Source organism: Luteimonas sp. A534 (assembly GCF_054072805.1).
Window position 1 is genome coordinate 32,496 of sequence record NZ_JBSVRR010000006.1, and the last position, 14,468, is coordinate 46,963.

The 14,468-nt window shown below is 67.9% G+C and carries 16 protein-coding genes; 6 read left to right on the forward strand and 10 right to left on the reverse strand.

The features are described from left to right. Positions 1 to 36: 36 nt before the first annotated feature. The 9 genes from ACW5F0_RS12895 to miaB all read right to left on the reverse strand — a co-directional run bounded on the left by ACW5F0_RS12895 (position 37) and on the right by miaB (position 8,929). Complete coding sequence (locus ACW5F0_RS12895) at positions 37 to 261, reverse strand: YbdD/YjiX family protein (protein WP_456963885.1); 225 nt, start codon at positions 259 to 261, stop codon at positions 37 to 39. After that, positions 261 to 2,336, reverse strand: a complete 2,076-nt coding sequence (locus ACW5F0_RS12900) for a carbon starvation CstA family protein (protein ID WP_456999887.1) — start codon at positions 2,334 to 2,336, stop codon at positions 261 to 263. Before ACW5F0_RS12900 ends, ACW5F0_RS12895 begins: the two co-directional genes overlap by 1 nt. A 123-nt stretch (positions 2,337 to 2,459) precedes the next feature. Next, the gene (locus tag ACW5F0_RS12905) at positions 2,460 to 3,458 is read right to left on the reverse strand and encodes a magnesium and cobalt transport protein CorA (protein WP_456999888.1); all 999 of its coding nucleotides are present in this window, start codon (positions 3,456 to 3,458) and stop codon (positions 2,460 to 2,462) included. Positions 3,459 to 3,525: 67 nt separating this feature from the next. Next, positions 3,526 to 4,749 (reverse strand): lipoprotein N-acyltransferase Lnb domain-containing protein, encoded by a 1,224-nt coding sequence (locus ACW5F0_RS12910; RefSeq protein ID WP_456999937.1) that lies wholly within the window; start codon positions 4,747 to 4,749, stop codon positions 3,526 to 3,528. Positions 4,750 to 4,770: 21 nt separating this feature from the next. Beyond that, positions 4,771 to 5,649 (reverse strand): HlyC/CorC family transporter, encoded by an 879-nt coding sequence (locus ACW5F0_RS12915; RefSeq protein ID WP_456963888.1) that lies wholly within the window; start codon positions 5,647 to 5,649, stop codon positions 4,771 to 4,773. A 57-nt stretch (positions 5,650 to 5,706) separates the two neighbouring features. After that, a complete protein-coding gene (gene ybeY / locus ACW5F0_RS12920) occupies positions 5,707 to 6,195 on the reverse strand; it encodes an rRNA maturation RNase YbeY (RefSeq protein ID WP_456963889.1) in 489 nt (162 codons plus the stop codon). A 10-nt stretch (positions 6,196 to 6,205) separates the two neighbouring features. Further along, positions 6,206 to 7,228 carry a PhoH family protein gene (locus tag ACW5F0_RS12925; protein WP_456963890.1) on the reverse strand — a complete coding sequence of 341 codons (1,023 nt, stop codon included), beginning with the start codon at positions 7,226 to 7,228 and terminating at the stop codon, positions 6,206 to 6,208. A gap of 34 nt (positions 7,229 to 7,262) precedes the next feature. After that, positions 7,263 to 7,514, reverse strand: coding sequence for a hypothetical protein (locus tag ACW5F0_RS12930; RefSeq protein ID WP_456963891.1), 252 nt, complete (start codon positions 7,512 to 7,514; stop codon positions 7,263 to 7,265). A gap of 11 nt (positions 7,515 to 7,525) precedes the next feature. Continuing rightward, on the reverse strand, positions 7,526 to 8,929 hold the full coding sequence (gene miaB, locus ACW5F0_RS12935) for a tRNA (N6-isopentenyl adenosine(37)-C2)-methylthiotransferase MiaB (protein ID WP_456963892.1): 1,404 nt from the start codon (positions 8,927 to 8,929) through the stop codon (positions 7,526 to 7,528). Between the two features lie 220 nt (positions 8,930 to 9,149). On the opposite strand from miaB, the gene ACW5F0_RS12940 reads away from it, so the two are divergent. The 6 genes from ACW5F0_RS12940 (at position 9,150) to ACW5F0_RS12965 (ending at position 14,067) form a co-directional block, all read left to right on the forward strand. Beyond that, positions 9,150 to 10,046, forward strand: a complete 897-nt coding sequence (locus ACW5F0_RS12940) for a lytic transglycosylase domain-containing protein (RefSeq protein ID WP_456999938.1) — start codon at positions 9,150 to 9,152, stop codon at positions 10,044 to 10,046. A 139-nt stretch (positions 10,047 to 10,185) separates the two neighbouring features. Then, positions 10,186 to 10,821 (forward strand): ubiquinol-cytochrome c reductase iron-sulfur subunit, encoded by a 636-nt coding sequence (gene petA / locus ACW5F0_RS12945; protein WP_456963893.1) that lies wholly within the window; start codon positions 10,186 to 10,188, stop codon positions 10,819 to 10,821. Between the two features lie 3 nt (positions 10,822 to 10,824). Beyond that, a complete protein-coding gene (locus ACW5F0_RS12950) occupies positions 10,825 to 12,084 on the forward strand; it encodes a cytochrome b (RefSeq protein WP_456999889.1) in 1,260 nt (419 codons plus the stop codon). A 4-nt stretch (positions 12,085 to 12,088) separates the two neighbouring features. Continuing rightward, positions 12,089 to 12,829, forward strand: coding sequence for a cytochrome c1 (locus ACW5F0_RS12955; RefSeq protein ID WP_456963895.1), 741 nt, complete (start codon positions 12,089 to 12,091; stop codon positions 12,827 to 12,829). A gap of 22 nt (positions 12,830 to 12,851) precedes the next feature. Further along, positions 12,852 to 13,487 carry a glutathione S-transferase N-terminal domain-containing protein gene (locus tag ACW5F0_RS12960; RefSeq protein WP_456965216.1) on the forward strand — a complete coding sequence of 212 codons (636 nt, stop codon included), beginning with the start codon at positions 12,852 to 12,854 and terminating at the stop codon, positions 13,485 to 13,487. Positions 13,488 to 13,512: 25 nt separating this feature from the next. Beyond that, positions 13,513 to 14,067 (forward strand): ClpXP protease specificity-enhancing factor, encoded by a 555-nt coding sequence (locus tag ACW5F0_RS12965; protein WP_456963896.1) that lies wholly within the window; start codon positions 13,513 to 13,515, stop codon positions 14,065 to 14,067. A gap of 7 nt (positions 14,068 to 14,074) precedes the next feature. On the opposite strand, the gene ACW5F0_RS12970 is transcribed toward ACW5F0_RS12965, so the two are convergent. Then, entirely contained in the window at positions 14,075 to 14,407 is a 333-nt protein-coding gene (locus ACW5F0_RS12970; RefSeq protein WP_456963897.1) for a DUF3301 domain-containing protein, read from the reverse strand. Positions 14,408 to 14,468: the final 61 nt, after the last annotated feature.

The following is a 14,468-nucleotide window of genomic DNA, read 5'->3' on the forward strand; positions in this document are numbered from 1 at the left end:
CGCCCGGCAGCGCCGTGCCGGGCGGGATGCAAGGAATCAGCAGCAGCGGAACCCGCTGCGCCCGCCGTAGCGGGCTTCCTGGCGCTCGCGGAAGAAGGTCGGATAGTCCATGACCTCGCGATCCGGGTGCTTCTCCAGCGTGTGGCGCACGTAGTTGTCGTAGTCCGGGATCCCGCAGCACAGCCGGGCGGTCTGCACCATCCTCCGCCACACACGCTTGTGCGTGGCGAAGTGGTCCAGCGTGACCAGCTGTCCGGCCATCAGAGCCAGACCTTCTGCTGCTCGGGCGTCAGTGCGACGTAGGCGGTCTCGCGATCCGTGCGTGCCGGATTCGCGCGCGCCTTGCGCACGGCGCCGAACGAGTAGAAGAGCACCGCCAGCACGACGAACATGAAGAGCGCCGTCAGCCCCGCGTTGACGTAGTTGTTGATCATGATCTGCTGCATGCCGCCGAAGTCCTTCGACGGAGCGATCAGTTCGCCGGCGGCCAGCGCGTCGCGGTACTTGTTGGCCTGGGCCAGGAAGCCCACGCCCGGGTTGCCGTCGAAGATCTTGATCCAGCCGGCGCTGAGCGTGCAGGCCAGCAGCCAGACGGTGGGCAGGATCGGCACCCAGGCGTAGTGGCCTTTCTTCATCTTGAACAGCACGACCGTACACAGCATCAATGCGATCGCAGCCAGCATCTGGTTGGCAATGCCGAACAGCGGCCACAGCATGTTGATGCCACCCAGCGGGTCGGTCACGCCCTGGTAGAGGAAGTAGCCCCACATCGCCACGCAGCCGGCGGTCGCGATCAGGTTCGGGATCCAGGCCTCGGTCTTGCGCATCACCGGCACGAAGTTGCCGAGCAGGTCCTGCAGCATGAAGCGACCGGCGCGGGTACCGGCATCGACCGCGGTGAGGATGAAGAGCGCTTCGAACAGGATCGCGAAGTGGTACCAGAACGCCATCATTCCTTCGCCGGGAATCACCGCGTGGAAGATCTGTGCGATGCCCACGGCCAGCGTCGGTGCGCCGCCGGCACGCGAGATGATCGAGGCCTCGCCAACGTCTTCCGCGGTCTGGATCAACATCTCGGGCGTGACCACGAAGCCCCAGCTCGACACCATCTCCGCGACGGCGACCGGATCGGTGCCGATCAGCGCCGCCGGGCTGTTCATGGCGAAGTACACGCCCGGGTCGATGATCGAGGCCGCGACCATGGCCATGATGGCCACGAACGATTCCATCAGCATGCCGCCGTAGCCCAGGTACGGCGCGTGGCGCTCGTTGGCCATCAGCTTGGGCGTGGTGCCCGAGGCGATCAGGGCGTGGAAGCCGGAGACAGCGCCGCAGGCGATGGTGATGAACAGGAACGGGAACATCGAGCCCTTCCACACCGGGCCGGTGCCATCGGTGAACTGGGTCAGGGCCGGCATGCGCAGTTCCGGCATCACGATCAGGATGCCGACGGCCAGGCCGACGATGACGCCGATCTTCAGGAAGGTGGACAGGTAGTCGCGCGGGGCGAGCAGCAGCCACACCGGCAGCACCGCGGCCACGAAGCCGTAGCCGATCAGCATCCAGGTGATCTGCACGCCGGTGAAGGTGAAGGCGGGACCCCAGGTCGGGTGCGCGGCGACGGAACCACCAAACCAGATCGCCGCCACCAGCAGCACCAGGCCGATGACCGAGATCTCGCCGATCTTCCCGGGCCGGAGGTAGCGCATGTACACGCCCATGAAGATCGCGATCGGAATCGTCGCGATCACCGTGAACATGCCCCAGGGGCTTTCGGCCAGGGCCTTCACCACGATCATCGCCAGCACCGCGAGGATGATGATCATGATCAGGAAGGCGCCGAAGAGCGCGATGGTTCCGGGCACCTGGCCCATCTCCTCGCGCACCAGGTCGCCGAGCGAGCGCGCATCGCGGCGGCTCGATACCACCAGCACCATGAAGTCCTGCACCGCGCCGGCCAGGACCACGCCGACGATCAGCCACAGGGTGCCGGGCAGGTAGCCCATCTGTGCCGCCAGCACGGGGCCGACCAGTGGGCCGGCGCCGGCGATCGCGGCAAAGTGGTGGCCGAACAGCACGTGCTTGTTCGTGGGAACGTAGTCCAGGCCGTCGTTGTGGATCATCGCGGGCGTTGCGCGCGAGCCGTCAAGCTCGAACACCTTGTCGGCGATGAAGCGGGCGTAGAAGCGGTAGGCGACGAGATAGATCGAGACGGCGGCGACCACGATCCACAGCGCGTTGATCGGTTCGCCGCGCCTGAGCGCGACCGTCCCCAGGCAAAACGCACCCAGCAATGCCAGTGCGGCCCATGCGATCTTGCCGATTCCACCCTTCATGAGACGCCCCCTTGATTGGTTGGGATCAGGGTCGCTTCTACTCCCATCGCGGTCAATCGCCAATGCTGCACTGCAGCGTGATTCCGACTCATACTTTGGTCGAAGGCGTCGCGTCAGGCGGCATCAGAGCCAGCGTACTTTCCGCAGGTAGCGGTACAGCACCAGGACCACCAGGACGACTCCGCCGACCAGCACCGGATAGCTCCAGCGGCCCTGCAGTTCCGGCATGTTTGTGAAGTTCATGCCGTACCAGCTGGCGATGAGCGTGGGGGCTGCGAGCAGCGCCGCCCAGCCGGCCAGGCGCTTGACCACCTCGCCCTGGGCCAGTGTGACCAGGGCCTGGTTGACGCCCAGCGCGGTGCCGAGCATGTCGCGCAGCACGTCGACCGCATCGTTGGCGCGCACCGAGTGGTCGAGCACGTCGCGCAGGTACAGGCGCACCTCGTCGGATACCAGCGGACTGCTGCTGCGCACCAGCTGCGACAGCACGTCCTGCATCGTCGTCACCGCGACCCGCATATAGGTCAACTCACGCTTGAGGTCGTAGAGGCGGCGGATGGTTCCACGACTGAAGGCTTCGCTGAAAACGTCCTGCTCCAGCGCCTGCAGGGTGGCCTTGAACTCGTCGACGATCGGCAGGTAGTTGTCGACGATGGCGTCGAGCACCGCGTACAGGCCGAATGCCGGGCCAAGTGCCAGCAGCTCGGGGTCGCGCTCGATACGCGCACGCGCCGGTGCGTAGGACAGCGAATCGCCGTGGCGCACGGTGACCAGGTAGCGTGGGCCGAGGAAGGCATGGGTCTCGCCGTATCGGATGCGCTCGTCGACCACCTGCACGGTGTTGGCGACCAGGAACAGCGAATCGCCGTAGGCCTCGAGCTTCGGCCGCTGGTGTGCGTTGTGGGCGTCCTCGATGGCGAGGTCGTGCAGGTAGAATTCTTCCTGCAGTTTCTCCAGCACGTCCTCGCCAGGCTCGTACAGGCCAATCCAGACGAAGCTGCCGTCATCGACCGCGAGCACGTCGCTGATCGCGTCGAGGTCGATGTCGCGGCGGCGGCCGTCGCGGTCGTAGGCCGCGCAGTTCACCACTGATTGTGGAAGGTCGCAGCGCTGGTCGTTCATGGCTCGGATCCTGCGCCGAGCGCCTGCTTCGGGCAAGGCGGTCGATCGGGCCGTGGCGTCGGCCTGATCAGGTTTCCGCCGCGGCCACCTCGTCACTGCCACGGGCACGCGGGCCTGCGCGCGCATGCAGCGCCGCGGCCAATGCCAGCTGCAAGGGCAGCATCAAAGCCAGCCAATGCGCATTGCGCTGCGTCTGCAGCGGCATCCACAGCAGGAAGGGCGCCACCAGGAGGCCCAGCGTGACCACGGCCAGCACGATGCGGAAGGCCAGGCCGCCGTCGCGTCCGCGGGCAATCCGCCAGGCTCCGGGCAGCAGCAGGATGCACAGCGGGTTGAACAGCAGCAGGTTGTGGTTGGCCCAGCCGAAGCGGTGCGCGGTGCCCAGCCAGATGTAGAGCATCACGGCGCCGAGCGCGGCGCACAGCAGCCAGACGGGAAGCGCGGCGGCAGCCACCGCGCGGGGACGGTGGCGCTGCGACCACGCCAGCGCGGCCAGCGCGACGCCCACCAGCAGCCACGGCCACCAGGCGACGCGGCGCGGCACGGGTTCGGGCTCCAGCAGGTGCGGCAGCAACGCCTCCTCGGCCACGACCAGGGGCCGCCCGTCGGCCAGGCGCACGTCGCGCAGGGACTGCGCCAGCCGCATCGGGACGAAAGCATCCTCCCAGAGCGCGTTCGGACGGTCGGCCGCCGGGCCCAGGCCAAGGTCGAAGCCCAGCGCCATCAGCCGGTCCGGGCGCGCCAGGCGCACGGCTTCGCTGCGGAAGGTGTTGCCCTGCGAGCGTCCCTGCAGGTGCCGCGCCAGCAGGCCGCCCAATGCCGCGTCGAGCGCGTCGCGCACACGGGTGCTGCAGTTGTCGAGGAAGTAGTCGTAGGGATAGCTGGCGTTTTCAGGGCGCGCGTTCCAGGCCAGGCGTTCGGCAAGCGCGGTAGCCGTCTCCTCTTCGAGGTCGAGCCACTGGATGGCGACGCCGCGGCCGACGCTTTCGTAGTAGGCGAGGTCCTGCGCCAGCGGCAGCACCGCCAGCCGGTACTGCATGTCACCGCGCATGAAGCGCTGGTGGAAGTCGGGTTCTTCGGGGTCGAAGAAGCCGAAGTTGTAGGACAGCGGCGGGCCGGCGGCGGGGTCGTCGACCACGATCGCGTTGTGTCCGAAGCGCTCGAAGAAGATCTCGCCGGGCTGCATCGTGGCCACGCCGATGCGCGGGGCGGCCAGGGCCGGCAGGCAGCAGGCGAGCAGCGCCAGCAGCAGGCCGAGCATGGCGGCCGGGCGGGTTGCGCGCCCCACCATGGCCAGGGATGCCGTCACGCTTCAGTCGCCATGGATCGACAGGTGCAGGGCGTGCAGCCGGCGCGCGTCGGCGCTGGCGACGCGGAACGTGAAGCGGCCAAGCGTGAGCTCCTCGCCGGCTTCGGGCAGGTGGCCGATGGCCGCGGTGATGAGCCCGCCGATGGTGTCGTACTCGTCGTCGTCGAAGTCGGCGCCAAAGCGCTCGTTGAAGTCGTCGATAGGCGTCAGCGCGTCGACCACGTACTGGCCGTCGGCCTGGGCCGCGATCAGGGCCTCGGGATCCTCGGCATCGTCGTGCTCGTCGTCGATCTCGCCGACGATCTCCTCCAGCACGTCCTCGATCGTGATCACGCCGGCGACGCCGCCGTACTCGTCGATCACGATCGCCATGTGGTTGCGCGACTGGCGGAACTCGCGCAGCAGCACGTTGAGCTTCTTCGACTCGGGGATCAGCACCGCCGGGCGCAGCAGCGCGTGGATCGAACCGGGGCCGTTGTCGGCGACCACGCCGCGCAGCAGGTCCTTCGCCAGCAGGATGCCCAGGATCTCGTCCTTGTCCTCGCCGTGCACGGGGAAGCGCGAATGGCCGGACTCGACCACGTCCTTCATCAGATCGATGAGGCGGGAATCGACCGACAGCGACACCATCTGCGAGCGCGGCACCATGACGTCGCCCACGGTCATGTCGGACACGGCGATCGCGCCTTCCATCATCCGCAGGGTGTCGGCCTCGATCAGGCCGTCGGCCTGGGCGTCGCGCAGCAGCTCGACCAGGTCGTCGCGCGAGTCGGGATCGCCCGAAATGGCCGAACTCAGTCGATCCAGCCAGCTGCGCCGGCGTTCCGGAGGTTCCGGCGTGCTGCCGGGGCCATTGCCATTACTACTGTCGTCTTCGGACATCTCGCTCGTATCGTCGCCCCGGGGGGTGGGGCGGCCGGGGGAGTTTACCGCGTCCGTTCAGCCTGCGCGGTAGGGGTCGTCGATGCCCATCCCGGCCAGGATGTCCCGTTCCAGCTGCTCCATGGCCTCGGCCTCGACGTCGTCGCCGTGGTCCCAGCCCAGCAGGTGCAGGGTGCCGTGGACGGTCAGGTGGGCGTAATGGGCCGCGAGCGGCTTGCCCTGCTCGCGGGCCTCGCGGGCGATGACCGGGGCACAGAGCACCAGGTCCCCGAGCAGCGGCATGCGCACGCCCGGCGGCAGCTTGATGCCTTCGTCGAGCTCGGCGGGGAAGCTGAGCACGTTGGTGGCGTAGTCCTTGCCGCGGTAATGGCGGTTCAGGGCGCGGCCTTCCTTCGCATCCACCAGGCGGATGGCCAGGTCGGCCTCCAGGATGCGGCCGGCCAGCGCAGCGGCCACCCACTTGCGGAAGCTCACCGAGGCCGGCAGCCCTGCGCGGGGCAGGGCATAGCCGACGGACACGTCGAGGCGGACCGGACCCTTGGTCATGGCCGGCAGTCTACGCCGGACCGGTGGACGCGTCCTGCGCGTCGCGGCGGTCGTAGGCGTTGACGATGCGCGCCACCAGCGGATGCCGGACGACGTCGCGCGATTCGAAGAAGGTGAAGCTGACGCCTTCGACATCGTGCAGTACGTCGAGCGCGTCGCGCAGGCCCGACTTCACCTGCTTGGGCAGGTCGATCTGGGTGAGGTCGCCGGTGACCACCGCCGTGCTGCCGAAGCCGAGGCGGGTCAGGAACATCTTCATCTGCTCGATGGTGGTGTTCTGGGCTTCGTCGAGGATCACGTAGGCGTCGTTGAGCGTGCGTCCGCGCATATAGGCCAGCGGGGCGATCTCGATGACGTTCTTCTCAAGCAGCCGCAGCACGGTTTCCACGCCCAGCATCTCGTAGAGCGCGTCATACAGCGGCCGCAGGTAGGGATCGACCTTCTGCGACAGGTCGCCGGGCAGGAAGCCGAGCTTCTCGCCGGCCTCCACCGCCGGGCGCACCAGGACCAGCCGCTGCACCCGCGATTCGTTCAGGGCCTCGACCGCGCTGGCCACGGCCAGGAAGGTCTTGCCGGTGCCCGCTGGACCCACGCCGATGTTGATGTCGTGGGTGGCGATCGCGTGCAGGTACTTCTGCTGGTTCGGGCCGCGGCCGCGGATGGTGCCGCGCTTGACGCGGATCGCGACGTCCTGGGGCACGAAGTCGGCGTCGGCATCGCGAGTGGTGGCGGGGCGGGTCGCTTCCTGGTCCTCGCGCGCGGCGCGGGCGGCGTTCAGGCGCAGGTGGATGCCGTGGCCGTCGAAGGTCTCGGTGGCGGCTTCACGGTACATGTCGCGCAGCAGGCGCTCGGCCGCGTCCACGCGCGCGGCATCCGTGCCGCTGACCCGGAAGACGTTGCCGCGGTTGGCGATCTCGACGCCCAGCGCCAGTTCGATCTGGCGCAGGTGTCCGTCGAACGGTCCGCTGAGGTTGGCCAGCCGTTCGGTGTCGGCGGGGTCGAGGGTGAAGTCGCGCTGGTGCGGGTTGGGCATGCGGGAAGCGTAGCGCGGAAGCCGTCGGTAGGCGTCACGTGTTCTTGATTGATCGGCCGTGCGATTCCGCGAGCCATCGGCGCACGAGCAGCACCAGGCCGATGCAGGCGAGCAGCACGGAGCCGCCCAGCCAGATCCAGCCGACCGGACCGGCCGTGCCGCCATCGCGCACGAGGTAAAGCCAGGCGCGGGCCAGGCCGAGCGCGCCCAGGCCGCAGAGCCAGAGGCCGAGGGGATCGAAGCGGCGTCCTCGCGCCGCTTTCGTCGGTCCTGTCGGACGGCTCACGGACGCGCCGCTCAGGCGATTGCCGGGACCGTTGCGTCGGACGTGGCCACGCGCCCCCGCAGCGAATTGGTGAGGGCGTCGGTGATCACGACGTCGACGAACTGCCCGACCAGGCGCGGGTGGCCCGCGAAGTTCACCGGACGCATGTTCTCGGTTCTCCCGGTGAGTTCGTTCGGATCCTTGCGGGACGGTCCGGTCACCAGCACCTTCTGCACGCTGCCCACCATCGCCTGCGAGATGCCGGCCGCGCACGCGTTGATACGCGCCTGCAGCTGCGACAGGCGCGCGTGCTTGGCCTCGCTGGACACGGTGTCCTCGAGGTCGGCGGCGGGCGTGCCGGGGCGGCGCGAATAGATGAAGGAGAACGACTGGTCGAAGCCCACGTCCTCGATCAGCTTCATCGTCTTTTCAAAATCGGTATCGGTCTCGCCGGGGAAGCCGACGATGAAGTCCGACGAGATCGAGATGTCCGGGCGCACCGCGCGCAGCCTGCGGATCTTCTGCTTGAACTCCAGCGCGGTGTAGCCGCGTTTCATCGCCGACAGGATCCGGTCACTGCCCGACTGCACCGGCAGGTGCAGGTAGTTGGCCAGCTGCGGCACGTCGCGGTAGGCCTCGATCAGCGAATCCGAGAACTCCAGGGGGTGCGAGGTGGTGAAGCGGATGCGGTCGATACCGTCGATCTCGGCGATGGTGCGGATCAGCAGGCCGAGGTCGGCGAACTGCGGCCCGGCCGGGGCCGTGCCGTCATCCCCGGCGTCGGCAGGCGCGAAGGGGCCGCGATAGGCGTTGACGTTCTGGCCCAGCAGGTTCACCTCGCGCACGCCCTGCGCGGCCAGCTGCATGACCTCCACCAGCACGTCCTCGAACGGCCGGCTGACCTCCTCGCCGCGGGTGTAGGGCACCACGCAGAACGAGCAGTACTTGCTGCAGCCCTCCATGATCGAGACGAAGGCGCTCGGGCCCTCAGCGCGCGGCTCCGGCAGGCGGTCGAACTTCTCGATCTCGGGGAAGCTGATGTCGACCTGGGGCAGGCCGGTGTCACGGCGGCTGCGGAGCAGCTCCGGCAGCCGGTGCAGGGTCTGCGGGCCGAAGACGAGGTCGACGTAGGGCGCGCGCTTCACGATCGCTGCGCCCTCCTGGCTCGCCACGCAGCCGCCCACCCCGATCAGGACCGGCCGGCCGTCGCGCTTCAGGTGCTTCCAGCGGCCCAGCTGGCTGAAGACCTTTTCCTGCGCTTTTTCGCGGATCGAGCAGGTATTGACCAGGATCACGTCGGCTTCTTCGGCCTTCGTGGTGAGTTCGAATCCGTCGGACGCGGCCAGGACATCGGCCATGCGGGCCGAGTCGTACTCGTTCATCTGGCAGCCGTGGGTCTGGATGAACAGCTTGCGCGGAGTGGTTTCGCGGGTCATGGAATTTCCGGGGGCGGCGGTCAATCCGGGCCGGGGCGCGCAGTTTACAGTCCGATGGCCGTTCCGGCGGGGAGGCGGCGTTTCCTCGGACGGCGTCACGGTTCCGGCCCTTGGCAAGGCCCCCGCAAGATAGGAGACTGCGCGCGATGGAGGGGCGGGGATGAATTGCTACGGTAAAGCCACGGGTTTCGCCGTGTTGGCGACGATCGGCCTGGCCGGCATGGTGATGGCCGCGCCAGCCGTGGCCGGGACCATCTACCGCTGCGAAGCCGGTGACGGCGTCACGAGCTACGTCAGCAAGCGCATCAAGGGCGCCGACTGCAAGGTGGCCAGCACCTATCGCCCGAGCCGTCCTTCGCGTCCCAGCCAGCCGTCGACCGCCCCGGCCGCCGTCGGTGCGGTGAGGGCTTCGGCCGCGGTCGAGGGTTCGCCTGCCTCGCTCAATGCCAATGCGCCCGCCACGTTCATGGGGTCGGGAGCGGCTGCGGCGCCCGTCACCGTCTCGGTGCCTTCGGCGCCGTCGGCAGGTTCGGGCTCGCGGCGCCTCGTCCAGGGCCAGGTCTATTCCTACGTGAAGGACGGGGTCCGCCACTACACCAGCCGCAAGCCCAGCGGCGGCGGTGCCAGCGCGCTGCGCACCATTTCCTACAGCTTCTTCGAGACCTGCTACGCCTGCGGGTCGCCGGGGCTCAACTTCGGCAATGTCCGCCTCAACACCATCGCCTACGACGCAGAGGTCAAGGCCGCGGCCACGGAGTTCGGCGTGGAGGAGGCCATCATCCGCGCGGTGATGCATGCCGAATCGGCGTTCAATCCCAACGCCCTTTCGCGCGTCGGGGCCCAGGGCCTGATGCAGCTGATGCCGGCCACCGCGGACCGCTTCGGGGTCACCAACGCCTTCGACCCGTCGCAGAACATCCGTGGCGGCGTGAGATACCTGGCCTGGCTGCTCAAGCGCTTCAACGGCGACCTGACCCTGGCCGCGGCCGGCTACAACGCGGGCGAGGGCGCGGTGGATCGCCACAAGGGCGTGCCGCCCTACAACGAAACCCGGCGCTACGTCGAGCGCGTGGGCGTCCTGGCCGATCGTTACCGCGGTCACCTGGCGGCGAACTGACTGGTCGCAGGGCACGGAACGTTGTCCCCTGAATCGGCGTTCCGCTACACTTCATTGTCTTTGACGGCGGGCACCCGGTACCGGGTGTCCCGTCTGTGGCAGCCAAAACAACAGCGACCGGACGACATTCGGAGTGGTGATGGGCAATGAAGGGGTTCTGGATCCTGTCGAGGGGGGCACGGTCGACAACGGCCGTCGCCGCTTCCTGACAGCCACCACCGCGGTGGTCGGCGCCGTGGGCGTCGGCGTGGCCGCGGTTCCGTTCGTCAAGAGCTGGTTCCCAAGCCAGCGCGCGCAGCTCGCCGGCGCGCCGGTGACCGCCGACATCAGCGCGCTGGGCGTGGGTGAGCGCCTGATGCTGGAATGGCGCGGCCAGCCGATCTGGATCGTCAAGCGCTCGCAGGAAATCCTGCAGTTGCTGCCGACACTCGATGACCAGCTCCGCGACCCCAGGTCGGAAAACCTGGAGCAGCAGCCGGAGTACGTCCGCGAAGCCAACCCGGAGCTGCGCTCGCTGAAGCCCGAGATCTCGGTGCTCGTGGGCCTGTGCACCCACCTCGGCTGTTCGCCGGAAATGGTCGCCGAGATCCGCCCGGCGCCGTTCGACCCGAACTGGAAGGGCGGCTACTTCTGCCCCTGCCACAAGTCGAAGTTCGACATGGCCGGCCGCGTCTTCTCGGGCGTGCCCGCTCCGACCAACCTCGTGGTGCCGCCGCACCATTTCGTCGACGACAACACCATCGTCATCGGCGTCGATCCGCAGGGGGCCGTGTAAGCCATGTCGAACGTGATCACGCGCACCGCCAACAACGTGATGGACTGGGTCAACGAGCGTGCGCCCGGCATGATGCCGATGTACCGCAAGCACATGACCGAGTACTACGCGCCGAAGAACTTCAACTTCTGGTACTACATGGGCTCGCTGGCCATGCTGGTGCTGGTCAACCAGATCGTCACCGGCATCTTCCTGACGATGCACTACAAGCCGTCCGCCGCCGAGGCCTTCTCGTCGGTGGAATACATCATGCGCGACGTCGAGTGGGGCTGGCTGATCCGCTACATGCACTCCACCGGCGCATCGCTGTTCTTCATCGTCGTCTACCTGCACATGTTCCGCGGGCTGATGTACGGCAGCTACCAGAAGCCGCGCGAGCTGGTGTGGATCCTGGGCATGCTGATCTACCTGGTGCTGATGGCCGAGGCCTTCCTGGGCTACGTGCTGCCCTGGGGCCAGATGTCGTTCTGGGGCGCGAAGGTGATCATCTCGCTGTTCGGTGCGATCCCGGTGATCGGCGGCGGCCTCGTGGAGTGGATCATGGGCGACTACCTGCCCAGCGACGCCACGCTGAACCGCTTCTTCGCACTCCACGTGATCGCGCTGCCGCTGGTGCTGCTGCTGCTGGTGGTCCTGCACCTGGGCGCGCTGCACGAGGTCGGGTCGAACAACCCCGACGGCGTCGACATCAAGAAGGGTCCGAAGGGCAACCGCTGGGACGCGACCAAGCCGGCAGACGGCATCCCGTTCCACCCCTACTACACGGTCAAGGACCTGGTGGGCGTGGGCTTCTTCCTGATGATCGCGGCCTTCATCATCTTCTTCGCGCCGGCGTTCGGTGGCTGGTTCCTGGAACATGACAACTTCACCGAGGCCAACCGCCTGGTGACGCCCGAGCACATCAAGCCGGTCTGGTACTACACGCCGTACTACGCGATGTTGCGCGTGATCCCGGACAAGCTCGGCGGCGTGCTGGTGATGTTCGGCGCGATCGCGATCCTGTTCCTGGTGCCGTGGCTCGACCGCGCCAAGGTGCGCTCGTACCGCTACCGCGGCTGGATGTCCAAGGTGCTCCTCGGCCTGTTCGCGCTCAGCTTCTTCTGGCTGGGCAAGATCGGCGCCGGCCCCGGCACCAATCCGGTCGAGACCATCGTCGGCCGCGTGCTGACCTTCTTCTACTTCGCCTTCTTCATCACCATGCCGCTGTGGACCAAGCTCGATTCCACCAAGCCGGTCCCGGAGCGGGTGACCACGCATGACTAAGCCCATGACCCTGATCACCCGCGCCACGGCCTTCGCGGCCGCCATGCTGCTCTCGTTCTCGGCACTGGCCGCGGCGGGCGGCCCGCTGCAGCACGCCGGTACCGATCTCGGTGACACGGCCTCGTTGCAGCGTGGTGCGCAGCTGTACATGAACTACTGCTCGGCCTGCCACTCGCTGAAGTACCTGCGCTACTCGCGCATGGCCGAGGACCTGGGCCTGACCGAGGACGAGGTGATGGAGAACCTCAACTTCACCGGCGCCAAGTTCGGCGAGCAGATCCTCACCGCGATGCCTGCCGAGGGCGCCGCGCAGTGGTTCGGCACCGTGCCGCCCGATCTCAGCCTGACCTCGCGCGTGCGCGGGGGCGACTGGATCTTCAGCTACCTCAAGTCGTTCCACATCGACGATTCGCGCCCGCTGGGCTGGAACAACACCGTGTTCCCCAACGCCTCGATGCCGAACGTGCTGTGGGAACTGCAGGGCATCCAGCAGCCGGTCTACGGCGGCAAGGACGAAGCCACCGGCGACCCGTTGATCGAGCGCCTTGAAATCGCCACCCCGGGCAGCATGGATCCGGTGCAGTTCGACCAGGCAGTGCGCGACATCACGGCCTTCCTCGAGTACGCGGGCGAGCCGATTGCGCTCAAGCGCGAGGCGATCGGCGTCTGGGTGATGCTGTTCCTTGCGTTCTTCACCTTCCTGGCCTGGCTGTTGAAGAAGGAATACTGGAAGGACGTCCACTGACTTGGGGGGGATTGGTTCGATGATGGCAGCGAGTCCGCGCATGCGTAATGCACTCACGCTTTTTTCCTCCGTCGACGACGTCCTCTGCCACCGCGTGCGGCTGGTGCTCGCGGCGAAGGGCGTCACCTACGATCTGATCACGGTGGATCCGAAGGATCCCCCCGAAGACCTGATCGACCTCAACCCCTACCACTCGGTCCCGACACTGGTGGAGCGCGACCTCGTGCTCTACGCCTCGAGCGTGGTCACCGAGTACCTTGACGAACGCTACCCGCATCCGCCGCTGATGCCGGTCGACCCGCTGTCGCGGGCGCGGCTGCGCCTGGCGATGCTGCGCCTGGAGCACGATTGGGTTCCCGAGGTCCGCGCGATCCAGACCGGCACCAAGGCGCAGGCCGATGCCGCGCGCAAGCGCCTGAAGGACCTGGTGACCGCGTCGGTGCCGCTGTTCAAGGCCTTCAAGTTCTTCTTGAATCCGGAAATGAGCCTGGCCGACTGCGCCATGGCGCCGATCATCTGGCGCCTAGATTCGCTCGGCGTGCCCTTGCCCAAGGATGGCAAGGCGATCGAGGACTACGGCAACCGCATCTTCCGCAACCCGGGCTTCACCCGGAGCCTGACGCCGCAGGAGCGCAACCTGCGCGACCTGCCTGGTTGAGTAGTGCCCGCGTTAGAATCCCGGCATGAATGACGTGTCGCGGATGACCAGCCATCGCCCGTACCTGCTGCGGGCGCTGTACGAATGGATCGTGGACAACGGGATGACGCCGCACCTCCTGGTCGACGCCACCCGCCCGGGCGTGCGCGTGCCCGCCCACACAGTGAAAGATGGCCGGGTGGTGTTGAACGTGGCCGAGCGCGCCGTGGCCCGCCTGGACATGGACAACGAAGCGGTGACTTTCACAGCGCGCTTCGGCGGCGTCAGCCATCCCGTGCTGGTGCCCGTGGGCGCAGTGCTCGCGATCTATGCGCGCGAGACGGGGCAGGGCATGGCCCTGCCGGAAGAGCAGCCTGGACCCGGAGGCGGGATGACGGGCGAAGCGGCCGGCGACGGCGTGGCTGATGACGACCCCGCGGCGCGCGGCGGTGCCTCTGGCAGCGAGGTGATCCTCGGCGTGGTTCCGGGCGGTGCGGGTGACGGCGACGTCGATCGCACCCCGCCGGACGGCGATGACGGCGGCGATGACGATGGCACCTCGCCCCCGCGCCGCGGCGCGCACCTGCGCGTGGTGAAGTAGCCCGCGCTCAGTCCTTGCCGGGGAGCGTCGCCGCCACTGCCGGCGCGGGTCCGGTCAGCGACATCAGGCGCCGCCCATGGAAGACCATGCGCCCGCGATTGCGGTCCGTGCCCTCGTGCGAGTACTCGAAGCGGAAGCTGCGCTCCAGGCCCAGGCGGCCATCGCTGCGGCGCCGCAGGCGAAGGCCGGTGGCATGCACGGTCTGGTCCAGCAGCTGTACGCCAGCGGCGCGGCAGGCGGCGCGCCCCACATCGGTAGCGTATTCGCTGGCGGCGCGCGCCGCGTTCCACCACGCGTAAGCGAACGCGGCGGCTATCATGAGCAGGATCAGGCTGGGCATGGATGTGCAATCTGGGGCCAGCCCCGACTTTCGGCAAGCCTTTGCGTGGGCTTCACGCACC

Excerpts from the sequence above, each read along its gene's own strand:
- ACW5F0_RS12895 (WP_456963885.1), bottom strand. The coding sequence starts at position 261 with ATGGCCGGACAGCTGGTCACGCTGGACCACTTCGCCACGCACAAGCGT.
- ACW5F0_RS12900 (WP_456999887.1), bottom strand. The coding sequence starts at position 2,336 with ATGAAGGGTGGAATCGGCAAGATCGCATGGGCCGCACTGGCATTGCTG.
- ACW5F0_RS12905 (WP_456999888.1), bottom strand. The coding sequence starts at position 3,458 with ATGAACGACCAGCGCTGCGACCTTCCACAATCAGTGGTGAACTGCGCG.
- ACW5F0_RS12910 (WP_456999937.1), bottom strand. The coding sequence starts at position 4,749 with ATGGTGGGGCGCGCAACCCGCCCGGCCGCCATGCTCGGCCTGCTGCTG.
- ACW5F0_RS12915 (WP_456963888.1), bottom strand. The coding sequence starts at position 5,649 with ATGTCCGAAGACGACAGTAGTAATGGCAATGGCCCCGGCAGCACGCCG.
- ybeY (WP_456963889.1), bottom strand. The coding sequence starts at position 6,195 with ATGACCAAGGGTCCGGTCCGCCTCGACGTGTCCGTCGGCTATGCCCTG.
- ACW5F0_RS12925 (WP_456963890.1), bottom strand. The coding sequence starts at position 7,228 with ATGCCCAACCCGCACCAGCGCGACTTCACCCTCGACCCCGCCGACACC.
- miaB (WP_456963892.1), bottom strand. The coding sequence starts at position 8,929 with ATGACCCGCGAAACCACTCCGCGCAAGCTGTTCATCCAGACCCACGGC.
- ACW5F0_RS12940 (WP_456999938.1), top strand. The coding sequence starts at position 9,150 with ATGGTGATGGCCGCGCCAGCCGTGGCCGGGACCATCTACCGCTGCGAA.
- petA (WP_456963893.1), top strand. The coding sequence starts at position 10,186 with ATGGGCAATGAAGGGGTTCTGGATCCTGTCGAGGGGGGCACGGTCGAC.
- ACW5F0_RS12950 (WP_456999889.1), top strand. The coding sequence starts at position 10,825 with ATGTCGAACGTGATCACGCGCACCGCCAACAACGTGATGGACTGGGTC.
- ACW5F0_RS12955 (WP_456963895.1), top strand. The coding sequence starts at position 12,089 with ATGACCCTGATCACCCGCGCCACGGCCTTCGCGGCCGCCATGCTGCTC.
- ACW5F0_RS12960 (WP_456965216.1), top strand. The coding sequence starts at position 12,852 with ATGGCAGCGAGTCCGCGCATGCGTAATGCACTCACGCTTTTTTCCTCC.
- ACW5F0_RS12965 (WP_456963896.1), top strand. The coding sequence starts at position 13,513 with ATGAATGACGTGTCGCGGATGACCAGCCATCGCCCGTACCTGCTGCGG.
- ACW5F0_RS12970 (WP_456963897.1), bottom strand. The coding sequence starts at position 14,407 with ATGCCCAGCCTGATCCTGCTCATGATAGCCGCCGCGTTCGCTTACGCG.